Consider the following 14,294-nt stretch of genomic DNA (forward strand, 5'->3'; position numbering starts at 1 on the left):
CACCACACAACCCGGGCAGCCGGGACACTGCACCCTGCCCCCGCGAACCATCATTTTCCGGCCAGGCCGCTCGCCGCGCAGGCGCCGCCGGAGGCGCTTTTGACCTTGACTGTGGCTTTTGACTGCGGCTTTTGACTGTCGCAGTAGACGAAACCACCTACCCACACCACCGCCACCCACACGACGCGACACACCACCGACCCGCGCCACCAACGAATCCCGCAAACCATGCGCGAAGCCGTAAAAAGCTTCTAAACCCACCACCCGACCGCATGCTCCCGCGAAACCCGCAGGTACCTCACAGGCAGCACCGAAACAAAGCAGGTCAGTGGCCGCGGAAAGCCTCCTCCAACCACCAGGAGGCCTCGTCCGCAGCCACTTTCGCGTCCAGCAGCAGCGGTCGGTCCCGCGGCCCGGCCAGCCACGGCGCGACCACCTTGAGGTCCTCCGGCGTGCGGACGGTGGCGGCCTCGCAGCCGAAGCCGCGCGCGATGGCGGCGATGTCGGTGTCCGGGAACGTGACCGTCGCCAGGTCGTCGCCGTGCGGCCCGAAGTGGTGCACCTCCGCGCCGTACGCCGCGTCGTTGTACACGACGATGAACAGGCCCAGCCGCTCCCGGACCGCCGTCTCCAACTCCGTGACCGACATCAGCGCGCCGCCGTCGCCCAGGGCCGCGACGGTCAGCCGGTCGGGACGGGCCAGCGCGGCGCCGATCGCGGTGGCCAGGCCCAGCCCGATGGACTGGTAGGCCTGGGTGAAGACCAGGCCCTCGGCGTCGGGGACGTCCAGGTACATGACCGGGTAGCCCATGAAGTTGCCGGAGTCGACGGCGACGGTGCGCTCGGCGGGAAGCAGGGTGTTGAGTTCGGCCGAGAGGGTGCGCGGGTCGATGCGGTCGGCGGTGGAGCGGTCGGCGAAGGGGATCTGCGGCCAGCGGCCCTCGGTCCGGACCAGGCCGGCGATCTCCCGGGAACGGTAGCCGTGCCTGGTGCGGATCCGGTCGGCGACCTGCCGCGCGGTGTCCGCGGCGTCGCCGACCACCCCGAGGTCCACCCGCCGGTGCCGGCCCAGCGCGTCCTGCTCGGTGTCGACCTGCGCCACCTTCGCGTCGGGCGCGATGAGCGTGCCGTGGCGCAGCGTCCACATGTTCAGGCCGCAGCCCCAGCCGACGATCAGGTCCGCGGCCCGGATCAGCTCGGCGGCCAGCGGCGTGGCGAACCCGCCGCTGACGTCGAGGTCGAACGGATCGCCGCGGAACAGCCCGCGCGCGGCGGCGGACGTGGCGAGCAGCGCGCCGGCCCGCTCGGCCAGCACAGCGATCGCCTCGCCGGCGTCGGCCAGCCGCGCGCCGCGCCCGGCGATGAAGACCGGACGCTCGGCCTCCTCCAGGAGCGCGGCCAGCGCGGAGATGTCGTCCTCGCGCGGGTGCACCGTCGAGCCGCCGGACAGCAGCCCGAAGCGGTTCCCGCCCTCGACCCGCTGCTGCTGCACGTCCAGCGGCAGGTTGAGGATGACGGTCCGGCGCTCGGACTGCGCGGTGGCCACGGCGGTCAGCGTGTCGGCGCGCGCCGACCTGGCGCTGTTGACCCGGCGTGGCAGGGCGCCGACGGCTCGGGCCAGGGCGTTCTGGTCCACCCAGAAGTTGGACAGCCGGGAGGTGGCCTCGGCGGCCAGGACGACCAGCGGCGTGCGGCTCTTGGCGGCCTCGGCGATGCCGGTCATGGCGTTGGTCAGGCCCGGGCCCTGGTGCACGGACAGCACCCCGAGCCCGCCGCTGGCCCGCGCGTAGGCGTCGGCCATGGTGGCCGCGCCGCCCTCGTGCCGCGCGGCGACGAACCGCGCCCCGGCGTCGACCAGGGCGTTGGTGACGTGGAAGTTGCCGCTGCCGACCACGCCGAAGACCACGTCGGCGCCGGCTTCGCGCAGGGTCTGGCCGACTTCGGAGGCGACGGTCTCTTGTGCGGGCATGGGTCCTCCGATCGCTCGGGACGCGGCGGCATTCACCTACCCGCCACTGTGTGCTTCACAACGCCGCCCCGGGGGCGCACGGAATTTCGCTCACTACGGGAGAACGCGTGCCGACCGGCAGGCCGAAGCCGGGAAAGGTGCCGCCGGCTGCGCCATCATCCCTCCCGCTCGACCAGCGCCAGCACCCGCGCCGGACTCCCCGATCCGCGCACGATCGGCAGCGGCGCGGCGATCAGCACCGCGCCGCGCGCCGGCAGCAGGTCCAGGTTGCGCAGCTGCGTCAGTCCGTACTTGCCGGCGCCGAGCATGAAGGAGTGGCAGGGGAAGGGCGGGTCGAAGCCGTGGGCGGCGCCGGCGTCGGTGCCGACCGTCTCCACCCCGATGCCGCGCAGCGCTGTCTCCTGCGCGAGCCATTTCGCGCATTCGACGGAGAAGCCGGGGCTGTGCGGCCCGGTCTCGTTCGCGTTCAGGAACGCGGCCTGGTCGCCGGCGCGGGCGTCCCAGCCGGTGCGGTACAGCAGCCAGCCGCCTTCCGGCAGCGGGCCGTGCTTGGCCTCCCACTCGCGGACGTCCTCGATCTGCAGCAGGTGGTCGGGGTCGTCCGCGGCGCGGTCGGAGGCGTCCAGGACCACCGCGGGGCCGATCAGCCGGCGCGGCGCGACCTGCGAGACGTCCTCGCCGTCGCGGCCGGTGATCCAGTGCACCGGGGCGTCGAAGTGGGTGCCGACGTGTTCGCCGGTGACGATGTCGTTCCAGTACCAGGCGGGGCCGCGCTCGTCGTAGTGGCTGATCTCGCGGAGCGAGAACTCGACCGTGTTGGTGAAGGGCTCGGGCAGGTGCAGGATCGGCGTCTCGTGCGACAGCGGCGCGGTGAGGTCGACCACCTCGATCGTCCCGGCGGCGACCGCCTCGGCCAGCTGGGCCAGCAGCGTCATATCTGGCACGGTACTCCCGGCACGACCGCTCGTCAGCCGCGCGGCGGCGCGCTCTTTCGCCGCCGGACGCGGATTCTGACGGATACTGAAGCGTATGAGTACAAGGCGGACGATTCTCCGGGGCGGCATCGCGGCGCTCGGCGCGGCGATGGTGACGGCGGCGTGCGACTCCTCGCACGGCAACGTCGGGGGCGCGGCGACGAGTTCGGCGACGACCGGGACGACGTCACCGGCGTCACCCACATCGCCGACTTCGCCGACCTCGCCGACCTCGCCGGCGACCGGGTCAGGCTCCGCATCCCCCGCACCGTCCCCGACCGGCACGTCGACCGCGCCGTCGCCGACGGTCACCCCGGGCGGCCCGTCGTCCCCGGCCGCGTCCCCGACCGTGCCGACGCCGGCCGCCCTGTGGACGCCGGGCCCCGGCGAGCTGAACCCCGACGTCAAGGCGGTGGCCGTCCAGCACATCGTGGCCGAGCTGAACCGCCCCGACCTCCTGGTGTACGACGCGCAGTACGGCGGCCTGCTCGACACCTCGGCCAGCGTCCTGGTGGTCACCAGCGTCGCCACCTACGACGTGCGGCTGGTGCAGGCCAGCCCGCGCTGGACGGTGACGCAGGTGAACCCCTCGCAGCCGGGACCGCCGACCACGACCCCCACCGCCGCCGCGAAGACCCTGCTCGCCAACCCCCGCGTGAGCCTGCCGCCGGCCGGGCTGGCCGACGTGCGCAGCGGCCAGGTGCACGACAGCGTCCTGACCGTGCTGCAGGAGCTGTCGCAGGAGCACGAGCTGATGGTGAGCGTGGTGCGCTCCGGCCACCCGATCTACGTCTTCGGCACCAACCGGCTCTCCGACCATCCGCGCGGCCGGGCGGTTGACGTCTGGCGGATTGACGGCCACGCTGTCGTGGACCCCGCGACGCCGACCGCCCTCGTTGACAACCTCATGCGCAGGGCCGCGGCGCTCGGCTCGTACAACGTCGGCGGGCCCCGGCAGCTGTCGGGCCCGCAGTTCTTCAGCGACCCGACCCATCACGACCACGTGCATATGGGATTCACCACATGAGCCTCCTGAAATCGCTGCGGGCCCAGTCCGCCAAGCTGGCCGACCTGGCACCGGACGTCCGCGAGGACAAGCACGACGCCGTTCACCAGATGCGGGTCGCGGCCCGGACGCTGCGCGCGAACCTGCGGACTTTCAAAGACGTGCTGCCCGGTGACGAGAAACGCGTGGCGCTGGTCGAGGAGCTGGGCTGGCTCGGCGACGCGCTCGGGCCCGCGCGCGAGGCCGAGGTGCTGGCCGGGCAGGTGCTGGACCTGCTGGAACGGACGCCGCCGGAGTACGTCCTGGGCCCGGTGCGCGAGCGGGTCGAGCGGGTCTTCGCGCTGGAGCGGGAATCAGCACTCGGACGCGTCACCGACGCCCTGGACTCGCCGCGCTATCGCAGACTTCTGAAGAACCTCGACACGTATTTCGCGTCGGCGAAGCCCGGCAAGGACGCCGACCTGTCGCGCCTGCACCGGCGCGTCCGCAAGCGGATGCGCGCGGCGCTGCCGATGGAACACGGCGCCGAACGGGACGTCGCGATGCACGACGCGCGCAAGGCCGCGCGCCGGGCCCGCTACGCCGCCGACGCGCTGGGGCTGCCGGACGCCAAGCCCATCAAGGCGCTGCAGGACGTGCTCGGCGAGGAGCACGACCGGGTGGTCGCCGCCTCGGCGCTCGTCGATCTAGCCGCCGGCGCGCACCAGGCCGGGGAGGACTCGTTCACGTACGGGGTGCTGCTCGGGCTGGTGCGGTGCGATTCGCGGGACTTCGACAAGCGGGTGCGCAAGGCCTGGAAGGCTGCGAAGCCGAGCCTGAAGTAGCGCTCTGTATCCGATCGAAGACCTCCGGCAAACACCGGGCTACGTGCATGGAACGTATCCGGTCCCTGATGGGTGAATCTTTGCATCAGGGCCCGATGTTCAGGGATTGCCCTGTAGCGAAGACCCTGGATCAGCGTCATGGTGACCGGTGACCACCTTCCCCCACGACCTGGAGGTTCCATGCCGACCCAGCGCCGTCTAGGCCTGTCCTGGACGAAACGCCTCGCCGTGGCCGTCGCCGCCACCGCGTCCGCCGTCACCGTCACCGTCATCGCCAGCCCCGCCGCCAACGCGACCGTGTACGGATCCTGCAACATCAGCGGCTGTGCCGCCGCGGCCTCGGCGAACTCGACCTGGCAGTCCATGAACTACCCGAGCTCGCGCGGCTGGTACGACTGGCCGGACGGCGAGTGCAACTACGCCGGCGGCACCTACTACAACGACGACGGCCAGCTGCCCGCCGGCGACAGCTTCCAGGAGTTCGACGTCAACCCGCGCGCGTGCGGCGCGCACCGCGACGCGGTACGGATCGTCGTGGACATGGACACCGGGGAGGTGTGGTACTCGCCGGACCACTACAGCGACTTCTACCAGCTGTCGGGCTCGTAGGGATCGCTCTTCAGGGCTGCGCCGCCGTCGGCCTCGACGGCGGCGCGGTCTACTCTGAGCTGCGTCAGCACTCGAAGGATCCGGGGGGACGTGCTCACTGTGGCAAAACAAGTGCGAGACGAGACATCGGACGGGGACCTCGCGACGCACCCCGCGGCGACGCGCTACCGCAGGAGGGCGGCCGGTGCCGCCCTCATCCTGGTTCTCGGCCTGACAGTCGGCTTCGCCGTGGCGATGAACATCCTCGGCTGGCATGCCGCGTTCTTCGGGCCGCACGTCGGCGCGTGCCACGCCGTGGGCGCGAAGTCCGGTTGCGCCGCGTCGCCGGGCTTCCCGTCGATCATCTTCCTGGCCGTCGGCCCGTTCTTCGTGATCGGCGGCCTCTGCTCGGCCGCCGTGAAGTGGTGGCCGACGAGCTTGCGCAAGAAGCTCCCGCGCGCGATCCTCGCCGTCGGTGTCATCATCGGCCTGTTCCCCGGTGTGTTCATCTATCACTGGCGGCGGACCAGCGAGGCCAGCCTTTCGATCGGCGGCCTGCACGTGCCGCAAGCCCGGTGGGTCGCCGCGACGGACCGGCCGTCGACGGTCCGCGAGGTGGGCTCCTGGGCTGACGGCTCGACGGTCGTGCGCGTGCGGACCGATGCGGTCATCGCCTATGCGGCCGGCGACGGGCATGTCGAATGGACCTTCCCGATCCCCGGCCAGGACACCGTCTGCACCGTCAGCCACACCGTGTCCGAGCACATCGGCCTGGTCGCCTATCGGGCCGACGGGCAGCCGTGCACGGAAGTCGGGGCCATTGATCTGCGGAGCGGGAAGCAGTTGTGGACCGTCGAGCGTGAAGCCTCGGCGCTCTCCGCCATCATCGAGACTTCCTCCTCCAACTCCGTAGCCGTCGGCGCGGACACCGCTCTCCTGAAGGAGGACGGCGGGATCCGGGCGGTCTCACTCCGCGACGGGACGCCGCGGTGGCGGAGCCAGGTCACGGATTCCTGTACCGAGGACGCGGTCGCGGGGGACGCGGGTCAGGTGCTGGCCATCGAAGGCTGCGGCTCCGGCGGGGAGACGGTCGCCCTCGACGCGAGTACCGGGGCCGTCCGCTGGAAGGCGAAGCTCCCGGTCCCGGGCTCCTTCGACGTGCGGCAGGTCCTGTCGGTCGATCCCGCCGTCGTGCACGTCTCCGAACAGGCGTCGCGGCCCGTGGACGTCGTCGTCTCCTACGACGCGCAGGGCCGCCAGCGCGCTGCGATCCCCACCGCCCAGCCGGACGAGGACATCGCGATCAGCGACCCCGTCGCCGATCTGCTTCAGGACGCACCGGTCCCGCACGCCGTGATCACGGACGACCTCCTGGTCTCCCCGGTGACGCTGCCCGACGGGACCGACCAGATGGCCGCGTTCTCGCTGGCCGACGGACACCGCCTCTGGCAGAACACGGCGGACAGTGATTCCGACTGGTGGACGTCCAACCGCACCGCCGCGCTGGACCTCCAGCCGGACGGACTATATGTCGCCACACCGGGCTGGAGCCGTCCGCGGATCGTGCGGCTCGACCCGGGCACCGGACGCGTGACGATGGCGTACGTCATCTCCGGCGACAAGAGGTTCGACTGGGACGGGGGCGAGCTGTTCGTCGTCGACGGTGGCTATGTGCGGGTCGCCGAAGACGGCACGGGAGACAACCGGCCCATTGCGATGTGGCGCTAGCGGCGTCGGCGATCTCGCCGGTCTCCCCCGCTCACTCCATAAGCCCCGCCGCCACCGTCGCCCCCAACTCCCAACACGCCTCCAGATCAGCCTTCGCAGCCTCCCCGGTCACCGTCACCGGCCGGAACACCCGCTCCCAGCCCATGCCGCCGGCGATCGACTCGATCGCCCGCAGCGCGCCGGCGGTGTCGTTGTTGCCGTGGACGTAGGCGGCGTACGGGAGCTTCTTCGTGGCGTCCAGGCAGGGGTAGTAGACCTGGTCGAAGAAGTGCTTCAGGGCGCCGGACATGTAACCGATGTTCGCCGGCGTCCCCACGATCACCGCGTCGGCGGCCAGAACGTCCACCGCCGTCGCGGCCAGGGCCGGGCGTCGCACCACCGTCACGCCCTCGATCTGGTCGTCGGTCGCGCCGGCGAGGACGGCCTCGAACATCGACTGCAGGGTCGGCGACGGCGTGTGGTGGACGATCAGCAGGGTGGGCATGTCGTGATCCTGCCATTCGCGGCCAGTCTCAACGACCGGCACCGGCCCGACGGTGCGCCGAACCGCCCGATCGGGTGGAGCGCCGGCGGTCGGGGGCTTTGTGCGCGCCCGGCGCTTCTGTTCACTGCGATGCTGGACTACTACTGGTAGAAACGACCGATCGGGGAGGTCCGCTAGTGGAACCGCTGAGAGCAGAGGATCCGCGTACTGTGGGCCCTTATGTGCTGATCGCGCGGCTGGGTACCGGGGGAATGGGGCAGGTGTTCCTGGGCCGGACGCGCGGTGGGCGGACCGTCGCGGTGAAGGTGGTCAAGGCCGAGTTGGCGCAGGACCGGGAGTTCCGGCGGCGGTTCCGGCAGGAGGTCGCGGCGGCGCGGCTGGTGTCGGGGCGGTTCACCGCTCCGGTCGTGGATGCCGATCCCGAGGCGGCGACGCCGTGGCTGGCCACCGCTTATGTGTCCGGGCTGACGCTGCGCGCCGTGGTGGGCGCCGGTTCGCTGCTGCCGGAGACCTCGCTGCGGGTGCTGGCCTACGGGCTGGCGCGGGCGCTGGCCGAGATCCACGCGGCCGGGGTGGTGCACCGGGACATGAAGCCGTCGAACGTGATGCTGGCCGTGGACGGCCCGCACGTCATCGACTTCGGCATCTCCCGGGTCATCGCCGCCGCGGATCTCACGCGCACCGACGTCGGCACCATCATCGGCTCCCCGGGGTTCATGTCGCCGGAGCAGACGCAGGGGCAGGAGCTCACCGGCGCCACCGACGTCTTCTCGCTCGGCACCGTCCTGGCCTACGCCGCCACCGGTCGCAACCCGTTCGGCGGCGGACCGGAGCACGCGCTCCTCTACCGCATCGCGCACGGCGACCCGGACCTGTCCGGCGTGCCGGACTCGCTGGCGCCGCTGATCGCCATGTGCCTGGCCAAGGAACCGGCCCACCGTCCCAGCACCGCGCAGATCATCGGGCGGATGGCCGACAGCGTGCCGGAGGGCGCGTGGCTGCCGGCGGACCTGACGGCGGCGATAGCGCAAAGCGCGGCCGAGATCCTGGACTACGAGGGGATCGCGGTCTTCCCGCAGCCCGACGACGATCCGCTCACCACCCCCGGCCCGGCGCCCGATCCGACGCTGGTCCTCCACGCGTCGGCGGACCGGCCCACGGCGCGGCTCGAGCCCGTCGGCGAACGGACGGCCGAACGCATCGGCCTCGGCGAGCCACCGCGGGGCGCGCGCAACGGAGGCGCGGGCGGTGCCGGGCTGGTGGCCGGACTGCTGTCGGTCGCGGTAATCGCGGCCTTGGCGACAGCGCTGGTGTTGGTGCTGCGCAACGGGAACCACAGCCCGGGCACACCCCCGGCGGCCTCGGTGGGAACGAGTACCAGCCAGTCGCCGCTGACCCGCTCGGTCGGGAGCACGACCACGTCGCAGACCTCGGCGACCACCCCGACCCCGACGACCAGCTCCCCGCCGATGCCGACGACCCCGGTCTCGACCTCGTCCACCACGAGCGTCCCGACCACGACCGCGAGCACCAGCGTGTCCACGACGCAGAGCACCTCGGCGCCGAGCACGCCGAGCAGCAGTTCGAGCTCGTCGGCGGCGCCGCCGTCGTCGAGCCCCTCGACGCCGCACACCTCGGCGGCGGCTACTACGGCGGCTAGTTCAAGCCACAGCTGAGCGTCCCGGCTACCGGACAGCACGTCATCGCCGGGTCGGCGGTCGGATCCCTCATGACCGCCGATCCGGGGCATCGTCGCAGACCCCGTACCTACCGCATCCCGCAGCGGACGGCGGCCCACCGGGCAAGCCGTCCCCAGTGCACCCGCATCCTCACGCCACGCCCACGTCTCCACCGGCGATCGCCGTCGCCGCCTCCGGCCAGTCCGTGCGAGACCGGAACCGGACTTCGAACGGACATGTCAAGCGCCATCCGCCGCCAACCCTCTCGAATCGACTGCGCGCCAGGCCGCGCCGCCTCCACACTTGGCGCAGCGGACCCGGGGCCGCACCCGCCTGCGGTCCCGGGTCCGCTCTGGTCCGGTCCGGCTGCCCGCCGGCCGGCCGTCCGGTGCGGCGTGCGCCTTCGCACGCCGCCGTCCTTGCGTGTGCCCGGCTCCCCGTCTGGCGCCGCACTACGCGCCAGCACCTCATCCCGGACGATCCGGCGGCCGACGGTCGGGCCGGCCGCCGGGGTCCTCACCCGGCCCGCGTCAGATCGATCGCGGGCAGGTCCTTCAGCTCCTCGCGGGTCAGGTCCACCTGGACGCCGAAGGTGGCGTCGACCACGTTGCGGATCGGGACCGCGACTTCCTTGCGGCTCCACAGATGTCCCTCGCTGAGCAGGATGTGTGTGACGTGGTGGTCCGGTGCCGCCATCAGGCCCTTGATGTGCCCGATGTCGCCGTCGGCGGCGTGCAGGCGCTCGTTGCGGCACAGCTGGACCTCGCCGGCCGGGACGCGGTCGTAGGTGACCATGTCCGGCTTGGACGGGGCCCGGTAGCCGCCGCCGAGCGCGCCCCCGCCGGTGACCGGTCCCCCGGACGGGGCCGCGGGCGCCACCATCTCGGTGGCCTCGGCGGGCTCCAGCAGGTCGAAGCCGGAGGCGGTACAGGTCAGGACGATCGAGCCGGTCCCGGCACTGGCCACCAGGGTGGCCGGCACCAGCCGGGCGGCATGGGCATCGCGCCCGACCACGAGATGGGTCAGAGCCCTGGTGGCCGGGTCCATGATGATCCGGTGCAGCCGGCCGCAGTCGCCGTCGGCGCAGGAGACGTCCGCGCCGATCGCGTACGGGCTTTCCTTTTCGGTCATGGTGCTCATAGCAGCCTCCTCACTGCTTACGCGGTTGAGTTCAGCGGCGCCGCGCCCCTGCCAGGTACCCGGTCACAGGTTTTGAAACGGTCGCAGTTTCCGAAACAGGCGCAGTTTTCGAAACATTCGATGCGCTCACGCGGAAAAGCGGCGCGGCTGCCGGGTACGGCGACGGCAGCCGCGCCGGCTCAGCGGGCGGCCTCCCGGTCCGACCACGTCTTGATGGCGAGCAGCCGCTGCCGCAGCGCCTCGGTGTCCTCGACGGCGGCCTCGTCCCCGGCGGCCTCGTCCCCGGCGGCGTCCGGCGCCTCGGGCAGCCCGTCGGTCGGGACGCCGTGCGCCATGAAGAAGCCCTCGGCGGTACTGCGCGCCAAGGTCACGGCGACTCGCGGATCACTCACGAAGGTGCTCTGCACATGCCTCCACACGCCGTCCAGGTAGGCGCGGTCCGCGTCGTTGAAGCGCGGTGCCTGGGGCATGGGGGCGGCGCCGCCGATCCGGCCGGCGCTGCGCGGGTCGGCGCGCCCGCTCTCGATGAACTTGCCGACACGCGTCGACAGCCCGCCGAAGGTGCCGGCGGCCGAGGTGCGCCAGCCGGCGGGACCGAGGAACAACAGCGCCGCCGCGGCGGCGAGGACGACCAGGACGATGATCACAGTGACGGCCACGACGACCCCTCCCGAGCCCGGCCCGTTGCCGGAACACCCGCCGTTACCCCGTTCCGCATCCACCAATCCGCGCTCCTCACGAGCAGGATTCGAATCAGAGTTCTCAAAAGGCTGGCGACAGCGGAGTATGGAGGGATGGCGCACCCTGCCGAACCGCGCTTCACCGGCGAGAAGATCCTGATCGTGGACGACGACCGGCGCGGCGCCTTCGCGCTCGGCAGCGCGCTCAGTGCCCGCGGCCTGACGATCGTGCAGGCCGCGAGCGGTACCGACGGCCTGCGGGCGGTCGAGCACGACCCGACGATCCGCGCGGTCCTGATGGACGTCGCGATGCCCGGCCTGGACGGCTACGCCACCGCCGCGCGGATGCGTGAGCTCGACCACGTCGCGGCCACCCCGATCATCGCGGTGACGTTCGAGGCCACGGCCGCCGACCAGGCCAAGGCGCGAGCCGCCGGGATGGACGCGCACGTGCCCAAGCCGGTGGACGTCACGCGGCTGCTGCGGGTGCTGGCGGAGCTGATGGACTAGCGGCCCGGGCCGGGGCGGGCTCGGCCAGGGCGAGCCGGGCCGGAGCGCCGGGCGGCGGCCCCGCCCCTCACTTCCTGCCCTCGGCCTTGCCGGGCTCCTCGTCGTCCTCGACGAACACCGCGTCGCGCAGTGTGCTGAGGATCCGCGTGAGGTAGCGCGAGACCTGCATCTGCGACACGCCGAGCTCGGTCCCGATCTGGCTCTGCGTCATGCCCCGGAAGAAGCGCATGAGCAGGATCCGCTTGTCCTTCTCCGGTAACGCGGCCAGCAACGGCTTGAGCGCTTCACGGTCGACGACCCACTCGTAGGCGTCGTCGTCCACGCCGAGCGTCTCGCCCAGGCTCGCGCCCTGTTCGTCGCCGGGCACCAGCGGCCGCTCCAGGGAGGTGGCGCTGTACGCGGCCGAGGCGTCGAAGGCCTCGACGATCTCCTCCGGCTGCGCGCCGAGGTGCTCGGCCAGCTCGGCGATCGTCGGGGAGCGGCCCAGACGGCGCTCCAGCTGCTCGGCCGGGGCGCCGTGCAGGGCCAGGCTCAGCTCCTGCATGCGGCGCGGGACGTGGACGTCCCAGGTGGAGTCGCGGAAGTAGCGCTTGATCTCGCCGGCCACCATCGGGGTGAGGTAGCCCAGGAACGCCGTGCCGCGCGCCGGGTCGAAGTTGTCGACCGCCTTGATCAGCGCCAGGTACGCGACCTGCTCCAGGTCCTCGGCGGTGTCGGCCGGGACGCTGAAGCGCGAGGCGACGTAGCGCGCGTAGTTCATGTGCTCGGCGATCAGCTCGTCGCGCTGGGTCCGATAGGCCGCGCTGTCGGGCTCGCACTCCGCCAGCAGCTCGAAACGGCGGTGGATCTCCGCGCGGTGCTCGGCGCGGTCCCGCGGCGCGCCGCCGAGCCGCGGGGAGGGGATGCTCGGCAGGGGGATGTCGGTGTCCTGGTCGGGCAGCCGGCGGTCGGCCCGGACCGCGCGCGGCGAGACCGGCGCGCTCGGGGTACTCGGCGCACTCTGGGCACTCGGCGCACCCTGGGCACTCGGCGCACTCGGCGCGCTCGGCGCGACCGGCGCGACCGGCACCGGCTGAGCCGCCGGGGCCGGAGCCGGAGCCGGGGCGGGAGCCGGGCTCGGGACGCCCTGCGCCGCCGGCCCCGACTCGGCCGCTGCCGCCGGGCGCACCGCATCGCCGTCGCGCCCGGGCCCGCCGCGGCCGGACGAAGCCGGACCGGGACCGTTCCCCCGAGTGCTCACCGCACCCCCGCCCGGGTCGTGCCGTCCCGTCCTGGTCCGTCGTTGCCCGCCGCCCGCTTGACGATGTCCACCCGCACGCGGCCCTCCTCCTCGGCCCACTGCAGGTCGTCGACCAGGGCCGCCAGCAGCGACCAGCCGAACCCGCCGACCTGCGGCTTGGAGCCGGGCCTGGCCTCGGCGGACACGGTGAGCGCCAGCCCGGCCGGGCCCAGCCGGAACACGCAGTCCAGCTCCTCGCCGATGGCGTCCACCTCGTCCGGGAGCAGCAGCAGGCCGCACGCCTCGTCCACGGCCAGCCGCCAGTCCCCCATCTCGGCCATCGAGAACCCGGCGCGCACGCCCAGGTGCCCGGCCGCCGAGCGGACCAGCACCACGTAGTCGCGTTCGGCGGGGATGCTCAGCGTCACCGGGACACGGCCGTCCGTGCCCGCTCGGCCGCCGTCGGCACCCGCGCCCACGCCGGCCTCACCACCCACACCGCTCACGCGCTCCATACGTCCTGCTCCCCTTTCCACAGCGACCCCTGCGAGCCCGCGCCGGCCGTCACCGCCGCTCGTGGCCCGAGTCGGCACCATACGGCCTTTCCCCCGCCGTCCTCGACCGCGACCCCCCAGGCCTGCGCCAATCGCACCACGATGGCCAGGCCCTGGCCGCCGAATCCGCGCTCGGCCGGCGGGATGAGCCGCGGCAGGCCCGGGCCGTGGTCGTGGACCCGGATGCTCAGCGTCCCGTCCTGCAGCTCCAGCCCCAGGCGCATCTCGGTCCCGGCGTGCCGGACCGCGTTCGTGACCAGCTCGCTGACCACCAGCGCGGCGTCGGTGACGAAGTCCTCGGCCCGCCAGCGCCGGCAGGTGTCGGTCAGGAAGGCCCGGGCGCGGGCCGGGGCCGAGGGTCCGGGGTCCAGGTGCGTGTGGGCCGTCCGACGCGAGGTCATCGCGCCAGATTCCCAGCCGTGAGCCGACCCGATATCGTCGGTAGCGATTCGGGATCACGCGGGCTGGGTGGGAAAACAGGAGGCATCATGGCGGTCGAGGGCTTCTCGGTCGAGGTCGACAACGACCCGGACCGGGGCGGAGCCGCCGCGGTGTCCGGGGACGGCAAGGACGGCGGCAAGGTCGGCGGGGCCGTCACGGTCACCGTGGCCGGCGACGTGGACCTGGCGGCGGCGGACACCCTGTGGAGCGTGCTGGACGAGTACGTGCGCCCCGGGGCGCAGGTCGTCGTGGACTGCTCGCGCGTGGCGTTCCTGGACTCCATGGGCCTGCGGACGCTGATCCGGGCCCAGCACAAGGCCGGCGCCTCGGACGCGCGGCTGACGCTGGCCGCGCCCTCGGAGGCGGTGCTGCGGGTGCTCCAGCTGGCCGGCGTCGCCGACCTGTTCGTGCTCGACATCAACGGGAGCGGCAGCGGACGCTGACCATCGGTCATCGCCACCCCTTCCTCGCGTCCGATCCGTCGGCCACCGCGAACAC

Annotated in this window: 15 protein-coding genes; 7 read left to right on the forward strand and 8 right to left on the reverse strand. The window is 72.6% G+C overall.

Annotation, left to right across the window (positions count from 1 at the left end; translation table 11 throughout):
• Positions 1 to 325: 325 nt before the first annotated feature.
• Together ABH926_RS19375 and ABH926_RS19380 are read right to left on the reverse strand one after the other, a co-directional pair.
• Positions 326 to 1,969, reverse strand: a complete 1,644-nt coding sequence (locus ABH926_RS19375; protein WP_370367078.1) for a thiamine pyrophosphate-binding protein — start codon at positions 1,967 to 1,969, stop codon at positions 326 to 328.
• A gap of 155 nt (positions 1,970 to 2,124) precedes the next feature.
• Positions 2,125 to 2,904, reverse strand: a complete 780-nt coding sequence (locus tag ABH926_RS19380) for a cyclase family protein (RefSeq protein WP_370367079.1) — start codon at positions 2,902 to 2,904, stop codon at positions 2,125 to 2,127.
• 94 nt (positions 2,905 to 2,998) lie between these two features.
• Between ABH926_RS19380 and ABH926_RS19385 the strand changes: the two genes are divergently transcribed.
• The 4 genes from ABH926_RS19385 (at position 2,999) to ABH926_RS19400 (ending at position 7,089) form a co-directional block, all read left to right on the forward strand.
• Entirely contained in the window at positions 2,999 to 3,970 is a 972-nt protein-coding gene (locus tag ABH926_RS19385; protein WP_370367080.1) for a hypothetical protein, read from the forward strand.
• On the forward strand, positions 3,967 to 4,773 hold the full coding sequence (locus ABH926_RS19390; RefSeq protein ID WP_370367081.1) for a CHAD domain-containing protein: 807 nt from the start codon (positions 3,967 to 3,969) through the stop codon (positions 4,771 to 4,773). Before ABH926_RS19385 ends, ABH926_RS19390 begins: the two co-directional genes overlap by 4 nt.
• A 180-nt stretch (positions 4,774 to 4,953) precedes the next feature.
• Complete coding sequence (locus ABH926_RS19395; protein WP_370367082.1) at positions 4,954 to 5,382, forward strand: ribonuclease domain-containing protein; 429 nt, start codon at positions 4,954 to 4,956, stop codon at positions 5,380 to 5,382.
• A gap of 111 nt (positions 5,383 to 5,493) precedes the next feature.
• On the forward strand, positions 5,494 to 7,089 hold the full coding sequence (locus ABH926_RS19400) for a PQQ-binding-like beta-propeller repeat protein (protein ID WP_370367083.1): 1,596 nt from the start codon (positions 5,494 to 5,496) through the stop codon (positions 7,087 to 7,089).
• A gap of 31 nt (positions 7,090 to 7,120) precedes the next feature.
• Here ABH926_RS19400 and ABH926_RS19405 read toward each other — a convergent pair whose 3' ends face one another.
• Positions 7,121 to 7,573: a flavodoxin family protein gene (locus tag ABH926_RS19405; RefSeq protein WP_370367084.1), complete on the reverse strand. Its 453-nt coding sequence runs from the start codon at positions 7,571 to 7,573 to the stop codon at positions 7,121 to 7,123.
• Between the two features lie 209 nt (positions 7,574 to 7,782).
• Between ABH926_RS19405 and ABH926_RS19410 the strand changes: the two genes are divergently transcribed.
• Positions 7,783 to 9,249, forward strand: a complete 1,467-nt coding sequence (locus tag ABH926_RS19410) for a protein kinase (protein ID WP_370367085.1) — start codon at positions 7,783 to 7,785, stop codon at positions 9,247 to 9,249.
• Between the two features lie 519 nt (positions 9,250 to 9,768).
• On the opposite strand, the gene ABH926_RS19415 is transcribed toward ABH926_RS19410, so the two are convergent.
• Complete coding sequence (locus ABH926_RS19415; RefSeq protein WP_370367086.1) at positions 9,769 to 10,392, reverse strand: hypothetical protein; 624 nt, start codon at positions 10,390 to 10,392, stop codon at positions 9,769 to 9,771.
• Between the two features lie 179 nt (positions 10,393 to 10,571).
• Positions 10,572 to 11,051: a hypothetical protein gene (locus tag ABH926_RS19420; protein ID WP_370367087.1), complete on the reverse strand. Its 480-nt coding sequence runs from the start codon at positions 11,049 to 11,051 to the stop codon at positions 10,572 to 10,574.
• 135 nt (positions 11,052 to 11,186) lie between these two features.
• Here ABH926_RS19420 and ABH926_RS19425 point away from each other — a divergent pair, with 135 nt between their 5' ends.
• Complete coding sequence (locus ABH926_RS19425; RefSeq protein WP_370367088.1) at positions 11,187 to 11,582, forward strand: response regulator; 396 nt, start codon at positions 11,187 to 11,189, stop codon at positions 11,580 to 11,582.
• Between the two features lie 67 nt (positions 11,583 to 11,649).
• On the opposite strand, the gene ABH926_RS19430 is transcribed toward ABH926_RS19425, so the two are convergent.
• The 3 genes from ABH926_RS19430 to ABH926_RS19440 are packed head-to-tail and all read right to left on the reverse strand — an operon-like array spanning position 11,650 to position 13,756.
• Complete coding sequence (locus tag ABH926_RS19430; RefSeq protein WP_370367089.1) at positions 11,650 to 12,822, reverse strand: SigB/SigF/SigG family RNA polymerase sigma factor; 1,173 nt, start codon at positions 12,820 to 12,822, stop codon at positions 11,650 to 11,652.
• Entirely contained in the window at positions 12,819 to 13,316 is a 498-nt protein-coding gene (locus tag ABH926_RS19435) for an ATP-binding protein (protein WP_370367090.1), read from the reverse strand. Before ABH926_RS19435 ends, ABH926_RS19430 begins: the two co-directional genes overlap by 4 nt.
• On the reverse strand, positions 13,304 to 13,756 hold the full coding sequence (locus ABH926_RS19440) for an ATP-binding protein (RefSeq protein ID WP_370367091.1): 453 nt from the start codon (positions 13,754 to 13,756) through the stop codon (positions 13,304 to 13,306). The genes ABH926_RS19435 and ABH926_RS19440 overlap by 13 nt, the downstream gene beginning before the upstream one ends.
• 87 nt (positions 13,757 to 13,843) lie before the next feature.
• Here ABH926_RS19440 and ABH926_RS19445 point away from each other — a divergent pair, with 87 nt between their 5' ends.
• A complete protein-coding gene (locus ABH926_RS19445; protein ID WP_370367092.1) occupies positions 13,844 to 14,239 on the forward strand; it encodes an STAS domain-containing protein in 396 nt (131 codons plus the stop codon).
• Positions 14,240 to 14,294: the final 55 nt, after the last annotated feature.

The organism is Catenulispora sp. GP43, assembly GCF_041260665.1.
Taxonomy (GTDB): domain Bacteria; phylum Actinomycetota; class Actinomycetes; order Streptomycetales; family Catenulisporaceae; genus Catenulispora.

Excerpts from the sequence above, each read along its gene's own strand:
- ABH926_RS19390 (WP_370367081.1), top strand. The coding sequence starts at position 3,967 with ATGAGCCTCCTGAAATCGCTGCGGGCCCAGTCCGCCAAGCTGGCCGAC.
- ABH926_RS19440 (WP_370367091.1), bottom strand. The coding sequence starts at position 13,756 with ATGACCTCGCGTCGGACGGCCCACACGCACCTGGACCCCGGACCCTCG.
- ABH926_RS19385 (WP_370367080.1), top strand. The coding sequence starts at position 2,999 with ATGAGTACAAGGCGGACGATTCTCCGGGGCGGCATCGCGGCGCTCGGC.
- ABH926_RS19425 (WP_370367088.1), top strand. The coding sequence starts at position 11,187 with ATGGCGCACCCTGCCGAACCGCGCTTCACCGGCGAGAAGATCCTGATC.
- ABH926_RS19380 (WP_370367079.1), bottom strand. The coding sequence starts at position 2,904 with ATGACGCTGCTGGCCCAGCTGGCCGAGGCGGTCGCCGCCGGGACGATC.
- ABH926_RS19405 (WP_370367084.1), bottom strand. The coding sequence starts at position 7,573 with ATGCCCACCCTGCTGATCGTCCACCACACGCCGTCGCCGACCCTGCAG.
- ABH926_RS19375 (WP_370367078.1), bottom strand. The coding sequence starts at position 1,969 with ATGCCCGCACAAGAGACCGTCGCCTCCGAAGTCGGCCAGACCCTGCGC.
- ABH926_RS19445 (WP_370367092.1), top strand. The coding sequence starts at position 13,844 with ATGGCGGTCGAGGGCTTCTCGGTCGAGGTCGACAACGACCCGGACCGG.
- ABH926_RS19435 (WP_370367090.1), bottom strand. The coding sequence starts at position 13,316 with ATGGAGCGCGTGAGCGGTGTGGGTGGTGAGGCCGGCGTGGGCGCGGGT.
- ABH926_RS19395 (WP_370367082.1), top strand. The coding sequence starts at position 4,954 with ATGCCGACCCAGCGCCGTCTAGGCCTGTCCTGGACGAAACGCCTCGCC.
- ABH926_RS19415 (WP_370367086.1), bottom strand. The coding sequence starts at position 10,392 with ATGAGCACCATGACCGAAAAGGAAAGCCCGTACGCGATCGGCGCGGAC.